The sequence below is a fragment of the Agriterribacter humi genome, assembly GCF_009192765.1.
Classification (GTDB): domain Bacteria; phylum Bacteroidota; class Bacteroidia; order Chitinophagales; family Chitinophagaceae; genus Agriterribacter; species Agriterribacter humi.
Window position 1 is genome coordinate 235,048 of the sequence record NZ_VOHQ01000004.1, and the last position, 22,741, is coordinate 257,788.

A 22,741-nucleotide genomic window follows, 5' to 3' on the forward strand; every position below is an offset into this window, starting at 1 on the left:
GCTCCCTTATCCTATCCCGTTAGCGAACTGATATAATAGCTGATCTCATCTGTAACTACATCAGGCCGGGGCCTTTCTTTCTCCACTTTCATTTCGGGGAAATTGGATGGATCAAACTCGAACAGCTTCCATTCCTTTTTACAATACTCCAATGCTGTGCAATGCTCCACCCAGTCGCCGCTATTCAAATAAGTAACATCACCTTCTTCATTACGCACTATCCTTTTCTGCGGTTTATGAATATGTCCGCAAATAACATACTCGTACTTTTTTTTAATCGCCAGTTCCGCGGCAGTCATCTCAAAATCATTAATCTTTGAAACGGCTTTATTCACACCCTCCATTATCTTTTTTGAAAGCGATACTCTTTCACGCCCAATGCATCGTAAAATTGTATTGATAAAGCGGTTAACCAGTATTAGCGCGCCATAGCCGGTGCTGCCAAGCTTGGCCAGAAATTTAGCGCTCCCTTTTGTGGTGTTATCAAACACATCTCCATGAAATATCCAGGTCAATTTATTGTCTATTTCCAGCACCAGCTTGTCGGTTAGCATAAAATTACCCACCCTGCAACCCGAATAGCGTCTTAGCACTTCATCGTGATTACCGGTAATGTAAAATACTCTTGTACCGTTGGTGATGCAATGAATGATTTCCTTGATCACGCCGAGATGAGTAGCGGGAAAATAACTTTTGCTGAACTGCCATGCATCAATAATATCCCCGTTAAGAATAAGCATGGAGGGGGCGATACTTTTAAGATAAGCGGTTAGTTCTTTGGCCTTGCAGCCATAAGTACCCAGGTGCACATCGGAGATAACAACAACATCTATGGGACGTTTATCCATGAGGGATATGTTTCTCAAATTTCTCTATTTCATATTACTATGATATTAAGCCGGCGTTAAGAAATAGTGAGGAATTGGTGCAGGAACAAGTTCAAAACCCGCAAAAGTTGATGCCATAAAACGCGTGTTTCCATGCAGCTAAAAAAATAAAATGAGAATTATTTTCAAGTTTTTCTATCCCGTTTCAGCAGTTTTCATATAAATCAATATATTTAGTATTAATATACAAATAACATTATGGTTAAACACGGTTAACCCCCGGTTTACACCTGTTTGTAATCTTTGCAAACCCTTTTATCAAAAAATCAAAAAACTACGCTTATGACCAAAAAGTTATGTTCCTGGCGAATCTGCATCGCCATGCTGGCACTATGGGCCCTGCCATTACTGTCCCTCGCGCAACAAACCGTTACCGGAAGAGTAACTTCTTCCAAAGACCAAAACCCGCTGGAGGGTGTATCCGTTGCGGTAAAAGGTACTACTAAGGGTACTTTAACTACATCGGAAGGGCAATTTTCCATTGATGCCAAAAGAGGCGACGTGCTTGTAATAACCGGCATTGGCTATATAGCCGCTGAAGTAGAAATTAACGGGAACACAGTATCGGTAGAACTCAAAGAAGATACACGTAACCTCAGTGAAGTGGTTGTGACTGCGATTGGAATCAAACAACAGAAAAAAAGATTAGGTTTCACTACGCAGGAAGTAAATACGGAGCAATTGTCCAACTCCCGTACTATGAACCTGGGCACTGCCTTATCCGGGCAGGTGGCAGGTCTTACTGTCACCAACCCTACGGGTATGTTTCAGAAACCTTCGTTTGTATTAAGGGGAAAGAATCCCCTCATTGTTATTGATGGCGTTCCGGTTGAAACGGACTTTTATGATGTTTCCGGTGAAGATATTGAAAACATTAATGTGCTGAAAGGTATTGCCGCATCTGCCTTGTATGGTTCAAGAGGGAAGAATGGAGCCATACTGATCACCACTAAGAATGCAAAAAAAGAAGGGATGGAAGTTAATTTTACTACCAATAACATGTTCACAGCCGGTTTTGCCGCCTTCCCAAAAACCCAAACGGAATATGGTAGCGGATCGAACGGACTATATGAATTCTGGGATGGCGCCGATGGCGGCATCTCCGATGGTGACATGACCTGGGGGCCTAAATTGAACGCCGGTGTTAAAGTTCCGCAATGGAACAGTCCGATCAGGGATAAACAAACGGGCGAAACCATAGAATGGTACGGAGATGTAAAAGGTACGGTATACGATGACCGTTCAAGATATGAGCGTGTTCCTACCGACTTTGTCTACCACAATAATCTTAAAGATTTCTTACAAACAGGTTTTGTAACCACCAATAATTTTTCTGTTGCTTACAAAGGTGAAAAAGCACGGTATTACGCTTCCGGAAAATATGCTTACCAGAAGGGGCAGGTTCCCAATATGTCTCTCACTACAGGTAGCCTTAACTTCAATGCCGCGTTTGATATTTCTAAAAATCTAACAATTGAAAGTTCGCTTTCTTATAATAAGGTATCTTCTCCAAATTATCCGCGATATGGATATGGTCCCAAAAATCACATTTATACAATCCTGATCTGGATGAGTGATGACGTTAACGGACAGGATCTGAAAAATCATATGTACGTGCCCGGACTTGAAGGGTACCGCCAGGCCAATTATAATTACGCCTGGTATAACAATCCGTACTTTGCCTCGTATGAGCTGGAGCAGAAACAGGACAGGGATGTAGTGGATTTGCAAATGAAAGCGTTGTGGAAGGTAACAGAAGACCTTAATATCCAGGTGCGCGGAACAGGCAGAAATGTTTCCAATTTCGAGTCTATGAAAAGTCCCAAGTCTTATATGAACTATGGCGATTCGAGAAATGGTGATTACAAAATATGGAACTCTTCACAATTGAATATTGATGCGGACGTACTGGCATCTTACAACAAAGAAATTTCGGATAATTTTCAGGTAGGCATCAATGCCGGCGCTTCGGTATTTAATCGTAACTATTCACAGGAATACCAATCATCCGATGGTTTGATCGTTCCTTTTGTATATAGCCTTAACAATACACAAGGACCGGTACAGGCAAGTAACTATTTGCAGGAAAAATCGATTCGAAGCGTTTATGGAGCCGCTAATCTGGATTTTTACAATGCAGTTTTCTTAAGTTTTACAGCCCGAAATGACTGGTCATCCACCTTGCCGGTGAAACATAATTCTTATTTTTACCCATCCGTTTCGTTGAGCACTATGGTTTCTGAGTATATCCAGATGCCATCTTTTGTTGATTACCTGAAATTATATTCTTCATGGGCGCAGGTGTCAAGCGATTTAAATCCATACAGTATATATTCCGCCTACAATAAAGGGACTACTTACGGTAGTACGCCTTCGGTATATTATCCTGCAGGCATTATTAATCCCAACATCCTCCCCGAAAAGTCGTCTTCCTATGAAATTGGGTTGTCTTCTGCCTTCCTTAATAGCAGGCTGAGCTTAGATCTGACCTATTACAATATCAAGGATGAAAATCAGATTATTGATCTGGGGATTTCCGAGGCATCTGGTTTTACATCCCGCAAGGTTAATGGCAATGTTTATACAACCAATGGCTTTGAAATAGTAGCTGGTTATAAAGCCATAAAAAGGCAGAATTTCACCTGGAGCATTGCGGCTAACTGGTCGAAATATGTGAAAAAGATTACAGAGATTTATGGAGATCAGCCCAAATATGGCAATCTGAAACTGGGTGAAAGAGTTGATAGTTATTATGCTACCGTTTGGCAAAAAAGCGCAACAGGAGAGCTGATCCTGGGTGCCAACGGATTGCCAATCAGAGATGCTTTTGCACAGAATCTCGGCCACCTGGATCCGTCCTGGCGCTTGGGATTAATGAATAAGTTCAATATCAAAGGCTTTGATATTGGAATAGATATAGATGGCGTATGGGGTGGTATCATGAACTCTACTACTGTAGAGAAAATGTGGTGGGGAGGAAAACATCCGAGTTCAACAGAGTTTCGGGCAGCCGAATATGCCGCGGGGCAACCGGTTTACGTTCCGGAGGGAGTAGTGGTTACAGGCGGAGAACTGCAGCGTGACGTATTGGGCAATGTGATATCCGACACCAGGACTTACACACCTAATAAGACAGCCGTGAGCTGGCAAACCTGGGGACAGCAATATCCTTACAGGGCCAGAGTAACTGAAAAAGAGAACGAGAAATTCGCTAATACCTTCGACCGTTCATTTTTTAAACTGAGAAGAGTTGCGGTTGGTTATGATCTGGCAAAAGTAATTAATCTTGGTACCTGGATTAAAGGACTGAATGCCCAGGTATTTGGTTATAACCTGCTGATATGGAAAAAAATTCCATTGCTTGATCCTGATTATGGTACTGGTAATGACGGCGACTTACAAGACCCGTCACCCAGGTATGTAGGCTTTTCGCTGAATGTGAAATTATAGTTCAAGTTTATAAACACTTTAAAGCATTAGAACGATATGAAGAAGATACTATTAATAGTTACTGCTGCTTTTTTTGCTTTGGCTTCCTGCAAAAAAGATCTGGCAGAAATAAATGTTGATCCTAACCGGGTAACCGAAACGCACCCGCAGCTTCAACTCACTCAAATTCAATGGAATGCATTTCAATATAATACAGGTACCGGTTCGCTTTATGCTATGAAAATGCTGGTGCAAACCGATGGCGAAAGCAGTGGCCAATATTATAAATGGGATCGTTCCGACTTTGGGGCGTATTCCCGTATGCGGGATGTAACCAAAATGATGGAAGAAGCCGAACGTATTAACAGCAAGGCTTATATTGCACTGGGTAAATTTTTCAGAGCTTTTTATTTTCTTAATCTGACCCTTACTTTCGGCGATGTACCTTATTCACAAGCTTTACAGGGCGAAACACAAGCCGAATATGCTCCACCGGTATATGATGCCCAAAAAGAGGTATTTAAAGGGATCCTCGCTGAGCTTAAAGAAGCCAATGACATATTAGCGGCCGAAAACACCATTATTGCGGGGGATATTATTTATGGAGGTGATGTTACAAAATGGCGCAAACTGGTAAACGCTTTTCGTTTGAAAGTGTTACTGCTGCTTTCTAAGAAAGAAGCTGATGCTGATTTGAACCTTAAATCAAAGTTTGCACAGATTGTTACCAGTGAACCCCTTTTTACCGGTAATGAAGATGATGCAAAATTAGTATTCCTTGATCAGCAGGGAAACCGCTATCCTGAATTCAATTCCAGCGGGTATGGCTCCGGCATGTATATGGATTCTACTTTTATACGCCGCCTGCAGGATCGGGAAGACCCCCGGTTGTTTATTTATTGCACGCAAACCAAAAATGCGGAAGATGGCGGCCTGGCTATTGATAACTTCGCTGCATATGAGGGTGGAGACCCTGCCGCTCCTTATGCGGAAGTAAATACCAAGGCAGCCAACGGTAAAACTTCTAAAGTAAATAACAGGTACCATAAAGATCCAACCACTGAGCCATTGGTGCTGTTGGGATATGCCGAACAACAATTGATTATTGCAGAAGCCATTGTAAGGGGCTGGGTTGCAGGAAATGAAGTAGATTACTACAACCAGGGAGTAAAATCATCCTTTAAGTTTTACGAAACGTATGCAAAGGGATTGGGGAGCTATGTAACACCCGCTAAGGCAGATGCTTATCTTGGAAAAGCAATTAATAACCTTTCAACTGCGGCCACGCCGGAAGAAAAGATTGAAAAAATAATTATGCAGCGTTATTTACGTGCATTCCAGCAATCTCCGTGGGGGCCGTTTTTTGACCATCTCAGAACCGGCTATCCCTCGTTCCGCAGGCCTGCAGGGGTTTCTATACCTTTCCGCTGGATTTATCCGGAGGCAGAATATAATAATAATGCCACCAACGTTTCGGCTGCTATTAGCAGCCAGTTTGGGGAAGGCAATGATAAAATTAGTTCTGAACCATGGTGGGTTAAGTAAAATAATAATAAATTTCAGAATTTATTGATTTGAGTTAAGAGAAACGCATCAGGAAAATTATAATCCTTTTGGGAAACCAGGGGCTGTCATTAACGACAGCCTCTTTTTTTTAAACTATGTTTTTTGTTCGTCCGGATTACATTACATTATTTGGTAGCAAGAGGGCTTAGCAGAGCAAGATCATTGCAATTTAACCCACATTGCAGCTAACCATAGCCAAGTTCAGCGGTAGCAGGGATTTCAATTTTGTTGGGTGGCGGTTTGTGTACTACAAATTTGATTTGCTTAAAGGGTTTTGATTTTTGTTGTTTTAGGGCATTGTGGATTTGTCTGAGGTCTTCGGTTGGTTCGGTGCATCGCTTAATTTGTATCATTTTATTGTAACTGTTTTGCGCTGTTGTCAGCACAGATTTTTGTCTGGATGCTTTTCTTTTTATTTCCTTCCAATCATCATTGATGCCCGATTGTTTTAGCTGATAACGTATGGTGTTTACCAACCAATAGGCCAGTAAGCCTAAATGTAGGTGCGCCATGATTGAGGTGTCATTTTTATGATAAATGGGGCGCAGGTCTAAATCCGTTTTCAATATTCTAAAGGTAGATTCTATCTCCCGGATCATATTGTAAATCATCCATTCTAAGGCTTCATCTGTATCCTCTAAATTTGTTCTTAAAAAATAGACACCTAATTTTTATTAGCTTCCTGGGCTTTTACTACATCCTTTTGCCAGTAAATGTTTTTTACTATCCTGGTAGCTGTGTCAATATCAAGGATGATGTTGTATAGATCATGGATGGACGGATATTTTTGTTTGGCTCTGCCAATCCTTTGCTGCACTTTATCTGCTTTTTTTATGCCCCTTGGTTTGCTTAAACCTTGTTTTATTAAATTTAATCGTTCTTCATAACCCTGCTCCAACCTGTTTTTAATGCCTTGCTCTTTGATTCCTTTGGCTGGGCTTTCTACCTTCAAAAAGCTGTCTGTATATTTTTAACTTTGCACCAATGACAGCCTTATTATTTTTTTCGATTTTGTAAGCAAATAGGTTTCCTTGCCTCGCTGCACTGGCTGGTAGTCTTTTATTTTTGCCCTGCTCACCACCACATATTTGTATCCCTGTTGGGTTAAAGTGGCTAAGTTTTTTTCGGTGGCTATGCCTGCATCCATTACCACTATTGACCTTGCTGCTGTACTGGTGTTGCTGCTTAGGTTTTCTATGAGTGTTTTGATGTCTGCTGTATCGGCATAGTTCCCTTCGTGGATAGCCGAATATTTGATGAAGCCTTCTATGTTGATGACCATTGCTAATACAACCAATTTGGCATCGCTGCGCTTTTCTTTACTGCGGCCATATTTTGCTAATTGGCTATTGCGTTTATTGCCTTCAAAATAAGTATTGGTAAGGTCGTACAGCATTATTCTATCTTGCAGATCAAAGAGTTCATTGGTAGTGGTAGATAAATGTTTTTCGATGGTTGTTTTGTGTTGATATACATCTAAAGCACTTTGGTAAAGTTTGTCTTTGGTAATTTTATTTGCATCATAACCGGTAATATCGCAGACCGCCGAATTTTCTTTTATCCATTTGCCGGTTGCCAGTTCCGAGCCTGGATATACTGCCCTGCTTATCACTTGTGTCATGGCTAATTGCACCTTTTCTTCACTCCAGCCGAGATTTTCAAATAGCTCAGTAAGTTTTAGCTGATGCCACGTGCTGGCACATATCCATTCTGTACCTATCTCTTTGGCTTCTTTATGTTTTATGGTATTAACTTTTACCAGCCTGTGTTTTTCTTCCATCGTTTTACGGTCGATGGTTTTCTTTGCAATCATCTCCTTCCAAAACCTATTTACCCATTCCGCTACTTGCTCATCTGTTTCTTCAAAAAGGGCTAATTCGTTTTTATATCTTTCATTAAGATGGTCAACTACTTTATCTTTTTGCGATCTGGTAGCATCTGCCCAAAAGCCAATATTTAAAAGCGTCTTATGGCAAACCCTATCGAATTCGTTACGATAACTTTCTACCAGCCGGTAGTAAGCAGCAATATCCTTGATGGCGGGATTGTGTCTGAATGAAGCTTTTAAATACATTGAACACAAAGCTAAAAATAGCTGTTGGTCTACGAACACACCCCTGTGTACTACAAACCATTTCTAAAAGACAAAACCCTTTAGTAGCAGGGCTTTCAGAAATTAAAAACCAAAATAATCATGAAAAATGATAAAAAATAATAGTTTTAGCTGCAATGTGGGTTAAAATCTCTAATACATGTATGAGAACTGTGGAATGTTATAGGTATTCCCAGGTGTAAGTATTTGCTATGTTTTAGATAAACGAAGTAGTATATTAAAAAAGAGTGCCTCAAAATTGAATTGAAGCACTCCGTGAAGTAGTAATAAAACAGTAGACACTACATCAAACTATCTTCCTATTAAAAGCTTGTGATTCGTCCATTTTTCCCCATCAAATATTCGAAGGAAATATATCCCAGGAATAAATTCTTGAACATTCATATTTACATTTTTAACTCCTTCTCCACATTTAATTCTTTTCTTTATAACTCCTATTTGATCCAGCAAAATTATTTCTTTAATTATATTTGGTGCTTGGCCGTTATCTACGTTATCTATTGGTGGTAGTATATTCCGGTATACTGAAATATTCAAATTTGTTGCGACAGGATTTGGTGCAATGCTAATTTTATATTCAGCGTTAACCAATTTATCATTAATGGGTTTATTGTTGGAAGTATCTTTTGAGTTTGCTTCAGATGATGTATCGGATGATTTCCTATGCCCTCCACCAGAACCATCACATGGTGGCATACCAAGATAATAATACTTTCTCTGTAAAACGGTAGAAGTACCACAACTCGTCACTAAATCCAACCCTACATCAAAGGTTCTTGTACAACCATCTGGATAATATCCAATCCGACTTGGGATAGATGTATTATAATCAGAAGTTTCAGCCACAAATACATCATTAATAAACCAACGATACCTTGCGCCGGGAACCTCGGCTGCAATTACTCGTATTTTGACAGTATTATCCCAAAAGGCATATAAGGAGGGGGTGTTAGGCGTACCGATGCTAATAGTCTTCGGTGCAGATATTCTTTGTGCTCCACATGCATTTTGTATAGTTGATGTTAAGGTTAAGATCCCACTCATATTTGGTACCCTACTTATTACAATATTGTTGCCATTGATACTATAGGTAACTATTCCTGCTGGTTGCGAGTTTAAGTTCCATGTTGTATTCGTATTAGAGCTAACTACAAAGAAGGATTTTTGCCCTGAACAAATTGCATTTTCTCCAGAGATTGAAAAAGAAGGCGGTGGATTATTTATAAATAAAGTTGAACATGACAACTGCGTATTAGCATTAAGAGTTCCATTTATATTGAATTTTACCGAAATAACGCCGGGCGCAGCATTACCGACAGGTTTTAAAGCTAAAGAAGGAGTTGTTGTTGTTATTGTAGAAGGCGCTGGCGTTCCATTAGGAAGTAACCAATTAGCGCCAACTGTCCAAATATAACTTGTAATACAAGTATATGGTAAAGTGTTGGCTATGGTAAAAGTCCTGGTAGCTTGATCCTCACAAGCAATTGTTATTGGATTTACGCCATTAACAGACAAAGTTAAAGGGGGTCTACCAGAAAGCAATATTCGATACCAATCACTTTTCTTAAGATTAACCTGATCACAATCATTTTTTGCACGCATCCTTATTTCACCGCCAGTTAAAGGATCCGGGACAATAGTCGCTGTAGGAGAAGTGGTGCCAATAGGATTTGTTCCATCGCAAATAGTCCCATTAATTTTCCAACCTTTAGGCGGCAGCCATTCATACTGATGCATAGGAAATGTGCCGAAGGCATTACCATTTGCATCTTTGTATTTTAAGTCAGGCCCGGAATAAGTGAAACTGGTCGTTGCACAAGCAGTTGCAGGTGACGCAGAATTTAGGACATCGTTATATGTAGGGTTAGGTCCCAGAGGAAATGGCGTAATCCAGGAAGGGACTGGAGCAGGCCATTCTGGCCTTATCCCATCCAGGGTTTTAATTCTCTTAAAAACAAAAGGATTAGTAGTGGTATGCCAGGCAATGTCATATACTTTAAATTCATGGGGTTCTTTTTTATCGGAAAATCGTACGATTGCTGTATTATTAGATTGGATATTAGATACAATCGTTATCCCCTTCAGTCCATTTGTTGAACTAATAGTGTTACTTAAAGGATAAGTAAAATTGAATTTTAAAATGACATCCACCCCAGGGCATATCTCATGCGTATAATCGCCTGCTGCATTTACATTATATGTAACTTGCCCTTTGGCAGAAAGACATATGTTAAAAAAAATAAATATAATAATAAAACTTTTCATGCAATTAATTTTTATTATATAAATATATTATTATATCCATAATATAAAAAATATTATTATATTTTAAAGCAGGTACCTAATGTGGGGATATTCTCTAATTCTCACCTATTTTTGGACTTACTTTCTATTTGGCTTCGATATCGGTCAATGCGGTCAACCTTTATTCCATACAAATACTCCAATATCCATTACCTCCAGTTTGGAACAGGTGAAAAAACATTGCTGTGCTTTCATGGCTTTGGTGAAAACGCTGATAGCTTCATTCCGCTTGCACGCCAGCTTGGCGATACATATACCATCGTAGCTATTGATCTGCCATTGCACGGAAAAACAGTTTGGAATGAAGGAATGATGTGCACAACAGAAGATATTATCAGTATTATTGATAATATACCGGTGCTGCACAAACGATCTTTTTCACTGGCGGGATACAGCATGGGCGGAAGAGTTGCATTATCTGTATATGAGCTAATCCCACAACGCATACAACAATTGATACTACTGGCCTCGGATGGTTTAAAAATTAACTTTTGGTACTGGCTGGCAACGCAAACCGCTTTGGGCAACCGTCTGTTCAAATACTTTATGAAAAAGCCGGGCATTTTTTTTACGGTTACCAAAGCCCTTAAAAGTACAGGCATGATCAATATAGGCGTATATAATTATGTGCATCAGTACCTCAACCAGGAAGACAAACGAATACAATTGTATACGATATGGACCACCATGCGAAAATTAAGACCTGCTGCAAAAAATATAAAAGCGCTTATTCAAAAAAACAGCACACCCGCGTTTTTAATATACGGCCGGTACGACAGGGTAATACGCCATACTACAGGCAGTTCTTTTAAAAAAGGTATGGAAGATCTCTGTACGCTGCATATCCTGCCCTGCGGCCACAGGATGTTGCACGAAAAAAATACAGCGGCTATAGCGGCTTTATTACAGTAACACAATTTGCCCTAATTTGTGCGCATGATAATATTTATCATAAGCCTTGCTTTATTGGGCGCTTATTATTTCCTGATACGTTATTACCACCAGGCGTGGAAACAGGTTCCCCATTTCGACAGCAATGCAGCAAATGATTTTGCTGCTGCAGAAAAAATTTCGGTGATTGTTCCGGCGCGCAATGAAGAAGCTGTAATTGAACAATGTATCCTATCTTTATTACAGCAATCCTATCCAAAAGAACTGCTTGAAATTATTATAGTGGACGATCATTCAACCGATCGTACTGCCGGTATTGTAAAGCAATACAGCAAAGAAGCCATCCAACTCATATCACTCCATGAACAACCAGGTACTGACGCCGGCTACATTGCCTTTAAGAAAAAAGCCATTGAAACAGCCATACGGGCGGCAACCGGCAACCTGATTGTTACTACCGACGCGGATTGCACTTTTCATAAAGACTGGATTAAAACGATTGCCGCGTTTCACCAGTACAGCAAAGCGGTTTTCATCGTAGCGCCTGTTAAAGTAAAACCCCATAATTCACTACTTTCTGTTTTTCAAAGCATAGATTTTGCCATTCTGCAGGGCATAACGGCAGCTTCCGTATATAAAAAATTTCACAGCATGTGCAATGGCGCCAACCTTGCCTATGAAAAAACAATTTTCAATGAAGTAAGAGGGTTTGAAAACATTGATCATATTGCTTCCGGCGATGATATGCTGCTCATGCAAAAAATATACAGCAAATATCCGGGTGGAATTGCTTACCTCAAAGCAAGAGAGGCTACCGTGGAAACTTCACCTGCCCCTGGCTGGAAAGCCTTTTTTAACCAACGGATACGATGGGCCAGCAAAACCGGGCAGTATAAAGACAAGCGTATTGTGTTTGTTCTTGCGCTTGTATATATCATTAACCTAAGCCTTTTTATTTTACTGGCCGGAAGCATAGTACAGCCTGGCTGGTTATTATTTTTTGCAGTGACTGTTTGCTATAAAACACTTATTGAATGGAACTTTGTAACAGGCGTATTGAAGTATTTTAATCTTCGACACTTAATGCGGTGGTTTCCTTTGTTTCAACCATTGCATATAGCCTATACCGCTATAGCCGGTTTTTTCGGCAGCTTCGGCAGTTATAAATGGAAAGGAAGGAGAGTGAGGTGAGTAGGGATGTGGTGGTCGGTACGCGACGAAGGAGCGTCAGACCGCCTGCATAAGTTGCAGGTTACAAGTTGCAGGGTCTGTCCGTTTCAATGTTGAGTTTATCGTTTTCCGTTCCGCACGTGCGGGACCAGCTTCGGATTTGTTTTTTATTTGGTTCTTGTCATTTGGTTCTTGGTTCTTTTCTTTATTTTACGCCGTGCAAAATGTATCACCTACTTTTTTTCAGTCTGCATGGAAAAGATTGCGGAAAAACAAAGGGGCCGTTTTTGGGCTTTGCATCATTGCCTTAGCCGTATTAACAGGCCTTGGTGCTTATATGCTTGCCCCGGATCATTCACCGAACGCCAACAGGATGACCCTGGAAATTGGAGGACAAAAGCCCGGTTTCAGCATGTGGTTTCTTAAGATACCCAAAGATAAAGCTGTAGAAAAAGCTGGCATTTTTGAAAGGTTACTCAGCGGCCAGGAGGATGTGTATAATTATATACCTGTTCGTTCATGGCAGCAAAAAGGCGACAGTATTGTTGTGCAGCAATACATTGATGAAGGCATAGAAGAACGGCAATCCTATTCTATTAAAACCCTGAATACTGATCCTTCTTCCCCTGTGGTTAATAAAACTTTTTGGCTGGGCACGGATAAATTCGGGAGGGACATTCTCAGCCGCCTGATCGTAGGAGTGCGGGTAAGCCTTGCCGTTGGATTGATCGCAGTTGTAATTTCCCTGTCTATCGGCATAGTGCTGGGGCTCGTTGCCGGGTATTTCGGCGGCAGAACAGATAATATCATCATGTGGTTTATTAACGTGGTATGGAGCATGCCCACCTTACTGCTGGTATTTGCCATTACCCTGGCATTGGGTAAGGGGTTCTGGCAGGTATTTATTGCCGTTGGATTAACCTTATGGGTAAACACGGCAAGGATCATTCGCACGCAGGTGCTGAGTATCCGGGAACTGCAATATATTGAAGCTGCCAGGGCGCTTGGCTTTACCAATACCAGAATCATCTTCCGGCATATACTGCCCAATGTGCTGGGGCCGGTAATGGTAATGGCCGCTTCCAATTTTGCATCGGCTATCGTTATAGAAGCAGGACTGAGTTTTTTAGGCATCGGCGTTCAACCACCGCAGCCCAGTTGGGGTTTAATGATCAAAGAAAACTACAATTTCATCATCACCCATAATCCATTACTGGCCATATCGCCTGGCATTTGTATTATGTTGCTGGTGCTGGCCTTTAATTTATTAGGCAATGGGTTGAGAGATGCATTAGATGTAAGGGGGAAGTGGTAAGGTGTAGGTTTAAAATTTGAGATTGATGGGATGAAGGGCACGTTACAAGTTGCAGGGTGCAGGGAATATCCGTTGCTGAAATTTGGCGGTCGGGTGAGTAGATGCTTGCTGACTGCTGCCCGCTGGCAGCCCTCTTTGAATTTGAATTTTATCCGCCCCGGCGGACATGTTTGGTTCTTGTGTTCTGGTTCTTGGTGCTTTCCTGACTTATAAAGGCCCTACCTGTACATTTCGGTTAAAACTTTCTTCCAGCGATATTAATGTTTCGGTTCGTTCAATACCCTTTATTTTTTGCAATTCATCATGCAACACATGCCGCAACTGGGTGATATCCCTGCATACAATTTCGATGAACATACTGTAGTTGCCGGTTGTATAATTAAGGCGCACAATTTCGGGTATTCTTTTCAGGTCTTTGGCTACGGTATCGTATAAAGAGCTTTTTTCGAGGTAGATGCCCACAAAGGCTGTGATGTCATAACCCAGTTCCTTCAACTCCACGTTAAGCCGGGTGCCCTTTACCACACCGCTTTCCTGTAGCTTTTTAATGCGCACATGGATGGTACCGCCTGATACAGAAAGATTTTTTCCCAAATCAGCATACGAGATCCCGGCATCTTCCATCATAGCTGATATGATCTGCAGGTCTAATTTGTCTAAATTTAATTTTGACGCCATTTTACCCTGTTTTATCTACATAATACTACAATTTATTGATACAGGCAGGAAAAAGATAATTGTAAGTAAAAAAACGTTCAGTGAAAATTAAAAGAATTTCAGTCAACCCCCGCAATGAAACCGGGATAGAGAAACAGGGCAGAAAGCATCAGCTCCCGGTGCACTGAGAAAAATCTCAAATTGCTACCTCTCCTCTGACCACTCACTACTGACTACTCACCACTTGCTAACTCCATTCTTCCCATTTCTTATCACTCTTTTTGTTAACCCTGGCGGCAATAATAACGCTGATCTCGTATAAAAGAAAAAGTGGAACGCAAACAATCATCTGGCTACCCCAGTCCGGCGAAGGTGTAATGATGGCGGCAAGCACCAGCAAGGCTATATATGCGTACTTACGGTAAGACCGCAAAAACCCGGCTGTGAGTAGCCCCATTCTTGCCAGCACCCATGAAGCCATTGGTAGTTCAAAGGCAACCCCCGACCCTATAGTAATATCAATAATTGAATCCAGGTAATCACTCAGCATGGGTTTATAATCCAGTATTTGCTGGGAACCCAGTGTATAATTATACAGGAAATTAAAAGTAAAGGGCGCCAGCATAAAATAGCCAAATGCAGCCCCCAGGAAAAAGAAAAAAGAAACCCAGAAAATTATCCCCCTGGTATGTTTTAGCTCTTGTTCTTTTAATGCGGGCTTTACAAAACGCCACACTTCCCAGCACAAATAAGGGAATGCTGCAAGTATACCGCCTATGGCGGCTATAGAAATACTCGACATAAAGGTACCACTCACAGTAGTGACCTGGATCTTCATAGCGATAGGAGGCATGCATAAAGAATCGCCCATACCTATTTTATGACTTAACGCACAAAACAGTTTGTAAGAAATAAAACCTTCCTGGGTGGGTCCCATGATCACTTTGTCAAATATCCAGTCAATATTAAGGAAGATGGCAATGGCAAAAACCAATACTGCCAATACGGAACGAACAATATGCCAGCGGAGTGCTTCCAAATGGTCTATAAAACTCATTTCGGCGTCTTCAGCATCCTGCTGTCCCCTGATCCGCTTAAAAAATGATTTCCTTTGTGATTCTATTGCCAATTAATTAAAAATTGAGGTAGCAAACCTAACGAAAAAACTGATCTTACCCATAATTGTATCCGGCCTGATTTTACAATACAGGAAATAAAAGCTGCTATTGAGCCGCGTTAACAATTCAGTTACAAAACCAGTCTGGAATTTTTTCTTTTTCAAGGTGGCCCTATTCACAGTATTTTTCAATTATCAGTAAATAGTACCACGGAAGCCTGCTAATCTTCCATAAAGCACCTGTTATATGCGGTACCTTTGTACAGGTAAAGCACAAATCATGGCAAAACCCATATATCCCACTTTCGATATTCATAACCTTGTTGCCAACAAATCACACAATAACCTGTTAAATGCCGACCGGTTTAAAAGATATCTCAGCAGCAATCCGCATCTTGGGGTAGCCCATAATCATGCTTTCTATCATTTGGTATACTTTACAGAAGGCTCGGGCGAACACGTCATAGATTTCGTAACATTTCCGGTTCAAAATGGCATGATCTATTTTATGCGACCGGGGCAGGTGCACAAGTGGCATTTTGATGAAGGAGTAGACGGCTATATCGTAAACTTCTCTTCCACTTTTTTTGATCAACTATTTATCAGTTCCAATTTTATTGACCAGTTTTCTTTTTTTGATCAAATTGCAGCGCACCAGGTATTGCTGTTAAAAGAAGATACACAGCAGCAGGCTGAACAAATTTTTGAAGCGATTTTATATGAGCAATCTGAAAAACAGCCGTCCTCGCAACTGATGATCGCTACTTTATTGCTGCAATTGTTTTTAATAGTAGAAAGAGACAATCCCAAAACAATAAAGGAAGAACCTGCAGGTTACAATTTCGTTATCCTGCGCAATTTTCAAAAACTCATTGAGGATAATTTCAAATCCATAAGGCTTCCAAAAGATTATGCCGGCTTGCTGTATATCACCCCCAATCACTTAAATGCGTTGTGCAAAGATTACCTGGGTATTTCTGCGGGGGAAGTGATCCGGAACAGGATCATACTGGAAGCAAAGCGCCTGCTGATCAATTTTGATCTATCGGTAGGTGATATCGCACAGGAACTCAACTTTCCGGATAACTCCTATTTTGTAAAATTCTTTAAAAAATACACCCATACAACGCCGGAGGCTTTCCGAAACAAAAATTACAAACAACATTAAAACAAAATAATGTCAGCATCATTAAATAATAAAAAACCTTCGCTCCTGGTAAGCATGGCCAAAACGCAATGTCCACGCTGCCGCCGGGGTAAAATGTTCACGGACCCTAACCCTTATCACCTGAAACATTTCATGAAAATGAATAATACATGCGGAGTATGCGGCCAGCATTTTGACCTTGAAGTAGGGTTTTATTATGGTACCGGCTACGTTAGCTATGGCCTGGCCATTGCCATAAGCGTTGCAACACTCCTGCTATGGGCCTTCACTATTGGCATATCTGTTCATGATTCCAGGGTGCTTTACTGGCTAATTTTTAATGGACTGCTCCTTGTTGCATTACAGCCTTATTTAATGCGCCTCGCCCGTACCATGTGGCTGTCCTTTTTTGTAGGATATGATCCGCAATGGAGGGAAAAACCGGCTGAAGTACCGGAAAGGATAAACGACAGCATTAAGAATAACTGGTAATGATGAAACAGACAGCCTAAATACTCTATGATTTTGGTAGAATAAATAAAAAGTACCATAATCGAAGTATAAAACACCACAATCAAAAAATATACGGCTGTAGCTTTACAACCTGCTTCTTTATACTATTCGAACATTAAAAAACAATACTATGAGTTTACGATTAGGCGACACAGCTCCGAACTTTAAAGCGGTTACATCGAAAGGCGACATTGATTTTTATGAATTCCTTGGAGATAGCTGGGGCGTTCTGTTTTCGCACCCTGCCGATTTTACTCCTGTTTGCACCACAGAATTAGGACGGACAGCGCAATTACAGAGTGAATTTGACAAACGCAATGTAAAAGTGCTGGCGGTAAGTGTTGATCCTGTAGACAAGCACCTGGGATGGATCGGCGATATTAATGAAACGCAAAATACCAATGTGGAGTTTCCTTTAATTGCCGATGACGACAGAACCGTTTCAGGATTATACGATATGATTCATCCCAATGCTTCAGCAACAGCAACGGTACGTTCCGTATTTGTAATTGGACCCGATAAAAAAGTAAAACTTACTTTAACTTATCCGGCATCCACAGGAAGAAATTTCCTTGAAATTTTACGTGTAATTGATTCTATGCAGTTAACGGCAAAACATAGTGTGGCAACCCCTGCCGACTGGAACCAGGGAGACGATGTTATTATATCAACGGCCATAAAAACAGAAGATGCACTAAAAAAGTTCCCCAAAGGAGTTAAGGAAATAAAACCCTATTTAAGGTATACAGCTCAACCTGCTATTGATTAGTTTTTTTGATTGCATTTACGCACAATTTTTATACAACACCGGAAGGCAGGAATAAATTGAGACATTGCAGCATGAGAAGACGGAGCCACAGAAAGGATCAAATGCGGAGCATAATTAAGTATGTTCCGCATTATTTGTTTAATGCACTATAGAGTTGCTGTATATGGGCGTTTTTTGAGTCAGGATATAGCATAATTACCTTCCGTTCAATTGCTTATTATAATCTGCTGCCTTCTCTTTATTCCCTGATCTGGCAGCGGCCAATGCTGCGCCTTTAAGGCTGTTCCTCCGGTTGGGACATCGCTTCAGATTGGTTTCATATGCCTGCAATGCTTCCCTGCTTTTTCCGAGCGCCAGCAACAGGTCTCCCTCCAGTTCTCTCGCCGGAATTACTTCGCCAGGCGTTACCGGGTGTTTTTCTGTACCATCTTCTATGTTAGCTGCTTCTAACATTAATGCGGCTGCTTCTTTCTTTTTCCCTTCGGCATAACTGATCCATGCTTCTGCGGCTTTTACCTGTATAAGAACCTGGTTGGCTTTATAATTATCTTTTGCATTTATTAATACAGTCTGCAGAGAACGCAGACGTTGTAAGTCGGCCCTGGCCGCTGTAAGCTTGCCAGTATGTACGGCACCCAGCACACGTGCAAAATGCACAATAGCTTTCTCCCATGCATACTTGTCTGTATTAAGCGCGGCAATAGTGGTATCCAGATCAGAAGCCTCTTCCCAGCGCTGCAGTTCAAGTGCATAACGGGCCGGGATAGCCGCAGTTGCATAACTGGCTGAAAAATTTTCGGTTAATGAACCGGTGATGGTGCCGAGATAGTCTACCTGGGTTTTTGCTTCCTTGTCCTGCCCGTTTTGCAGGTAAGCATATACTAAGTAGTCCATGGCATGCAGTTCGGATCCCGGATGTTCTTTCATTTTCAAACTTGCGGCATAACACCTGGCGGCATCGGCTGAAGCAAGGTTAGACTGAATAGCTTCTTTCCATAATCCCAGCCGCGTAAAAATATGTGAAGGCATATGCAGGGCATGAGCCGATGATGGCGCTATGGAAGCATATTTACGCGCTGCCGGTAAGGCCTTTTCTGCCAGTTCGGGATAATCATAAGTGTGTATGATATAATGCACAATACCCGGATGATCGGGCTGACCGGGATACAAGGCATTTAATATTTCACCGGCCTTTTTTTGATGCGTATAAGTTTTGTCCCGGGGATCCGCGGTGGCATCTAATGCCAGCGCATAAAATATAGCCGCTTCTTTGTCGTTGGGGTTAGTGGCATATATCTTTCCCATAGCTTTCTCATAGCTTTCTGCCCGTGTACGGTGGTCGAGTTGCTGCCAGTTATGGAAGAAATCATAAATCGCGTCTATATATTCATTCTCCCTTTTATTTTTGCCTTTTAATGATGCTGCAATTTCACTGGACCTGGCGCCTTTTTCCATTTCTGCTTTATTGGGCGGGCTCCAGAGCGGGTGAAAGTTACTCATAGCCACGCCCCAGTATGCCATCGCACAGTTTGGATCCATATCAATTACTTTGGCAAATGCTTTCTCGGCCTCCTCATATTCAAAAGAATGCAATAAGGCCAGTGCGAGGTTAAAGCTGTCTTTAACTTTTTGTGTGGCCGATAAAGCAAAAGCAACATTGCCAAACTGTTCTTTGGCCGGGCCGCAAGTCACAATATCTCCTTTACGCAAATCAGTGATTGCGGCAATATTTGAGGTTTGAGTAGAAGAATTTTTGTTTTTACAGGCAGATATTGAAATGCCGGCCAATATCAGGACGAACAAATAAGGCGCTTTCATTTTTGCTGATTTGAAAGATGAAAAAATAGCCTGCTGACCAACAAATCCTTGTACTAATAAAATTCCGGAGGAGGCATGTTGTAACCTTGCGTAAAGACCAATTATCCGAAGCAGGTTAAAGTTAATGCAATTTTGGGGAGTTGCGGGGAATGATTCCAGCCACTCAAGCCTAATTCATTCCACAATTGAATAAAGGTATTTTGGGTAAGCTATAAGGCATTACAGCATTTATTTTGAGTGTTAGCTCTTATTGTTTTAATCAGAATATGATCATAAATTAGAGAAAATATTTTTTCAGGGTTTTGGACACAACTCAAAAGCTCCATGAAAGTGGGGTTTTTTTATTGCGTCCCTAATCTGATTGTTTATCCCGCCCCGCCCGGTAAGCATCAAATGTTATCTCACCTCTATTATACCGCTCCTGAAACTTTAATTGCTTTTCATTGGACTTCACATCCGGAATGCTGTTTTTGGTAATCGCCGCCGGTTTCTGTGTCTTTTCTGGCTTCTTTAATCCCGTTTCTTGCAGCAGCTTAAATAATGCCCCGACACCATGTCGAACCCCTTCCATGCTTTATTTTTTCTTTCTCTGCACCACATCTGCAATCAAAAATTCAAATGTTTTAGAATGATAGACCCCTTTTAAATAATAAGGGAAATAAAACACCGTCTTTTGTCCTTTCATAGTCAATATCTTCTTCTTTGTTTTTTTGCTTCCGTTGTCTGAAATTGGGTAGGTGTAAAGAGGTAGAAGTATTCTTTTACCGGAAGAAATAATATACTTTATGTTTTCAGTCGGTATAACTCCATCCACAAGCTTTGATTTAGGGGGTATAGTTGTCGGTGGCTGTGTTTCTGTTATCTTGTTTTCTCCGGTTTCATAATGCACGATCCTTTTAGCATCACCGTTTACCGAAATGCTAAGTTCATCCCAATTGATCCGGATACCATCCTCGAGTTTATTATATGTCTCAAATTCAATATACCGTGGCTTAAACTGAAATGATAAGGACATGGTGTCGTTTTCAAAAAATAGCCTGGTGGAGGGTGCAGGCTTTTCTAATCTGATATCATAAGTGTAATACCGGGTGGTGCTGCATGAACAAATAATTATCATAATAAGAAGTGCAATCAATGGGATTTTTCTCATACTGCGGGATTTAGGTTACCCCAATATAACAAAAAAGCCCGATGCCTGCTGTCGGCGTGTATAGTCTTAAAATGACAGTCGAGGAAATGATGTTGAAGTATTAGATTTAATAAAACCCCATGGTCGGTATCTTTTTCATTATTCTTAAGAGTGCTTGAGGTTACTAATCCTCGCATATTATTTAAGATGAGTTTTATCTGGCAAACTTTTTCTTGAGTGTCAGGAAAACCGATGTCCAAGATTTGACCGCGTGAAGAAAGAATTTGATTTAAGGCGTCTTTAGGTTGCATAATAAGTATGTTTTAAATAACAAAGCTATAGATGTTGCGGCGAATCCTAATTTTTTATCTTTCCGTTGGTTGCCGTGTTGCACTCTGAAACGCATACCGCGCCCCGGTTTCACACCTATTTCAAAGCCCGTTCCATGGGTCCATTATCATTAACTTGAGCAAGTTTAACAGTATTCTCATGCTCATAAAATTGCCCGGAACAGGAATATAATCGGCGGAGGTCCCGAGCGGATTCAAACCGCTGTTAATCCGGATTGGATAGGAACGAATGACCTGAAATAGACCAGGGTTCGATTCCCTGCAGCTCCACAATATAGCATTGACCTTAAATTCGTAAATCGAACACCATCGGACATCATTCGACGTTTGGATTATTCTTGTCAGCCCAAAACATCTTGCACAACAAACATCAATGATAGTTTCCATTAATCACATCAATAAACCAAGATTATATCCTTTTTTTTGGATACTTTTTACAGGCGCCATTATTTTTCACTTTTTTATTTTCCAACTTTGTATTCTAAAACATTTTAACCTATGCACGCATTGAATCACGCAGACGTAATCCTTCTTGACAAGAGCTTGAGAGGGGAAGTGATCGGATCACAGATGATACCAGAATTACCGTATAAAGTCGAGAACATGTTGATTGAGAAACATATATACGATGATGGAACTTTCAAAACCTGAAATACCATGTTAGAGACCGACATACAAGGTGATAGTTACATTCAAACGATAGAGGAGTATTTTATCAAACATGGTCGTGACTTTGGAGCTTACCTTGAGAAGATATGGAGTTAGCCTCTTGATCGTTTTCAGAACACGGCAATGGGGTACACAAGTGTTCCAATTTGAACTCATTACATCGCGTAATCAACTCAAGCCGAAACGCTTTGACTTTTGTACATATTTGATATCATACCTGATTAAGGATTAGCTTGAGGTGGTATCTTGAACATAAGCCGAAAAATGAATGAGTGTTATCTGCTGCCTGGCCGAAACATATGAACAATCATGTCATGCATCCCGATTAAAGATTCGACAACCAATGCGTCTATCGTTCTGGTTCTTGCTTTATACAAGAAGTTTGGGAAAGATCAACCTTAAGGTAGCTTATCCCTAAGCTCTTTATTCGAATATACCCTATAGACCGCAAATCCGGAAACAGCGATACCGATGATAAACACGACATATGCGGATTTGATCTCTTTCATCATGAAGTAAATGGCTGCAGCTATAAACGCCCACCCGATGACGCAAAACAGCGTGGACAATATCTTACCAGCTACTGTGTAAGCATACGGCTTTCCCTCGATCCAAAAGGTTTTTAAAAGCATACTTGTCAACCAGTATGCCCAAGCAATCGCAAAGCACTGAGCAAGATAACCTATAGCATTGTTGAGGGATTCGCTAAACATATCCAAATTTATAGATTAACCCGCATGCAGCCATAATTCGTTAAATATTACTTAACTGAATTCCCGCATTTGCAAAATCAAAAAGGGCGTATTACTTTTGCAGTCCCGCAGCAGTTCGGTAGTTCTTTTGGAAATGTCGTTTTCGAAAAAGCCCAGATGGCAGCTTTGTCTGGGGTCGGCTACT

General features: G+C 40.9%; 19 protein-coding genes. 8 read left to right on the top strand and 11 right to left on the bottom strand.

Annotated elements, in window-relative coordinates; genetic code table 11:
• Nucleotides 1-11 precede the first annotated feature (11 nt).
• A complete protein-coding gene (locus FRX45_RS09680) occupies nt 12-848 on the bottom strand; it encodes a UDP-2,3-diacylglucosamine diphosphatase (RefSeq protein WP_152268210.1) in 837 nt (278 codons plus the stop codon).
• Between the two features lie 321 nt (nt 849-1,169).
• Here FRX45_RS09680 and FRX45_RS09685 point away from each other — a divergent pair, with 321 nt between their 5' ends.
• Together FRX45_RS09685 and FRX45_RS09690 are read left to right on the top strand one after the other, a co-directional pair.
• The gene (locus FRX45_RS09685; protein ID WP_226805180.1) at nt 1,170-4,337 is read left to right on the top strand and encodes a SusC/RagA family TonB-linked outer membrane protein; all 3,168 of its coding nucleotides are present in this window, start codon (nt 1,170-1,172) and stop codon (nt 4,335-4,337) included.
• A 36-nt stretch (nt 4,338-4,373) separates the two neighbouring features.
• Nucleotides 4,374-5,861: a SusD/RagB family nutrient-binding outer membrane lipoprotein gene (locus tag FRX45_RS09690; RefSeq protein WP_152268211.1), complete on the top strand. Its 1,488-nt coding sequence runs from the start codon at nt 4,374-4,376 to the stop codon at nt 5,859-5,861.
• Between the two features lie 206 nt (nt 5,862-6,067).
• Here the strand turns inward: FRX45_RS09690 and FRX45_RS09695 are convergent, their stop codons facing one another.
• The 4 genes from FRX45_RS09695 to FRX45_RS09710 form a co-directional block, all read right to left on the bottom strand.
• Nucleotides 6,068-6,394: a hypothetical protein gene (locus FRX45_RS09695; RefSeq protein WP_152268212.1), complete on the bottom strand. Its 327-nt coding sequence runs from the start codon at nt 6,392-6,394 to the stop codon at nt 6,068-6,070.
• A 152-nt stretch (nt 6,395-6,546) separates the two neighbouring features.
• Nucleotides 6,547-6,834 carry a hypothetical protein gene (locus tag FRX45_RS09700; RefSeq protein ID WP_152268213.1) on the bottom strand — a complete coding sequence of 96 codons (288 nt, stop codon included), beginning with the start codon at nt 6,832-6,834 and terminating at the stop codon, nt 6,547-6,549.
• An 18-nt stretch (nt 6,835-6,852) separates the two neighbouring features.
• On the bottom strand, nt 6,853-7,956 hold the full coding sequence (locus FRX45_RS09705) for an IS1634 family transposase (RefSeq protein WP_152268214.1): 1,104 nt from the start codon (nt 7,954-7,956) through the stop codon (nt 6,853-6,855).
• A 330-nt stretch (nt 7,957-8,286) separates the two neighbouring features.
• Nucleotides 8,287-10,260 carry a hypothetical protein gene (locus tag FRX45_RS09710; RefSeq protein ID WP_152268215.1) on the bottom strand — a complete coding sequence of 658 codons (1,974 nt, stop codon included), beginning with the start codon at nt 10,258-10,260 and terminating at the stop codon, nt 8,287-8,289.
• Between the two features lie 147 nt (nt 10,261-10,407).
• Between FRX45_RS09710 and FRX45_RS09715 the strand changes: the two genes are divergently transcribed.
• From FRX45_RS09715 to FRX45_RS09725, 3 genes are all read left to right on the top strand, one after another.
• Nucleotides 10,408-11,211 carry an alpha/beta fold hydrolase gene (locus tag FRX45_RS09715; protein WP_152268216.1) on the top strand — a complete coding sequence of 268 codons (804 nt, stop codon included), beginning with the start codon at nt 10,408-10,410 and terminating at the stop codon, nt 11,209-11,211.
• Nucleotides 11,212-11,235: 24 nt separating this feature from the next.
• Nucleotides 11,236-12,381 (top strand): glycosyltransferase, encoded by a 1,146-nt coding sequence (locus FRX45_RS09720; protein ID WP_152268217.1) that lies wholly within the window; start codon nt 11,236-11,238, stop codon nt 12,379-12,381.
• 196 nt (nt 12,382-12,577) lie between these two features.
• Nucleotides 12,578-13,675: an ABC transporter permease gene (locus FRX45_RS09725; protein ID WP_152268218.1), complete on the top strand. Its 1,098-nt coding sequence runs from the start codon at nt 12,578-12,580 to the stop codon at nt 13,673-13,675.
• 207 nt (nt 13,676-13,882) lie between these two features.
• Here the strand turns inward: FRX45_RS09725 and FRX45_RS09730 are convergent, their stop codons facing one another.
• On the bottom strand, nt 13,883-14,353 hold the full coding sequence (locus FRX45_RS09730; RefSeq protein ID WP_152268219.1) for an Lrp/AsnC ligand binding domain-containing protein: 471 nt from the start codon (nt 14,351-14,353) through the stop codon (nt 13,883-13,885).
• A 226-nt stretch (nt 14,354-14,579) separates the two neighbouring features.
• Nucleotides 14,580-15,461 carry a twin-arginine translocase subunit TatC gene (gene tatC, locus FRX45_RS09735; RefSeq protein WP_226805188.1) on the bottom strand — a complete coding sequence of 294 codons (882 nt, stop codon included), beginning with the start codon at nt 15,459-15,461 and terminating at the stop codon, nt 14,580-14,582.
• Nucleotides 15,462-15,729: 268 nt separating this feature from the next.
• Between tatC and FRX45_RS09740 the strand changes: the two genes are divergently transcribed.
• The 3 genes from FRX45_RS09740 (at nt 15,730) to FRX45_RS09750 (ending at nt 17,878) form a co-directional block, all read left to right on the top strand.
• Entirely contained in the window at nt 15,730-16,617 is an 888-nt protein-coding gene (locus FRX45_RS09740; protein WP_152268220.1) for an AraC family transcriptional regulator, read from the top strand.
• A gap of 9 nt (nt 16,618-16,626) precedes the next feature.
• A complete protein-coding gene (locus FRX45_RS09745; protein ID WP_152268221.1) occupies nt 16,627-17,088 on the top strand; it encodes a DUF983 domain-containing protein in 462 nt (153 codons plus the stop codon).
• A gap of 151 nt (nt 17,089-17,239) precedes the next feature.
• Nucleotides 17,240-17,878 carry a peroxiredoxin gene (locus FRX45_RS09750; protein ID WP_152268222.1) on the top strand — a complete coding sequence of 213 codons (639 nt, stop codon included), beginning with the start codon at nt 17,240-17,242 and terminating at the stop codon, nt 17,876-17,878.
• A 195-nt stretch (nt 17,879-18,073) separates the two neighbouring features.
• Here FRX45_RS09750 and FRX45_RS09755 read toward each other — a convergent pair whose 3' ends face one another.
• The 4 genes from FRX45_RS09755 to FRX45_RS09770 form a co-directional block, all read right to left on the bottom strand.
• Nucleotides 18,074-19,696: a hypothetical protein gene (locus FRX45_RS09755; RefSeq protein WP_152268223.1), complete on the bottom strand. Its 1,623-nt coding sequence runs from the start codon at nt 19,694-19,696 to the stop codon at nt 18,074-18,076.
• A gap of 574 nt (nt 19,697-20,270) precedes the next feature.
• Entirely contained in the window at nt 20,271-20,846 is a 576-nt protein-coding gene (locus FRX45_RS09760; RefSeq protein WP_152268224.1) for a hypothetical protein, read from the bottom strand.
• Complete coding sequence (locus tag FRX45_RS09765; RefSeq protein ID WP_152268225.1) at nt 20,843-21,136, bottom strand: hypothetical protein; 294 nt, start codon at nt 21,134-21,136, stop codon at nt 20,843-20,845. Before FRX45_RS09765 ends, FRX45_RS09760 begins: the two co-directional genes overlap by 4 nt.
• Nucleotides 21,137-22,242: 1,106 nt before the next feature.
• Nucleotides 22,243-22,557, bottom strand: coding sequence for a hypothetical protein (locus FRX45_RS09770; protein ID WP_152268226.1), 315 nt, complete (start codon nt 22,555-22,557; stop codon nt 22,243-22,245).
• Between the last annotated feature and the right edge of the window lie 184 nt (nt 22,558-22,741).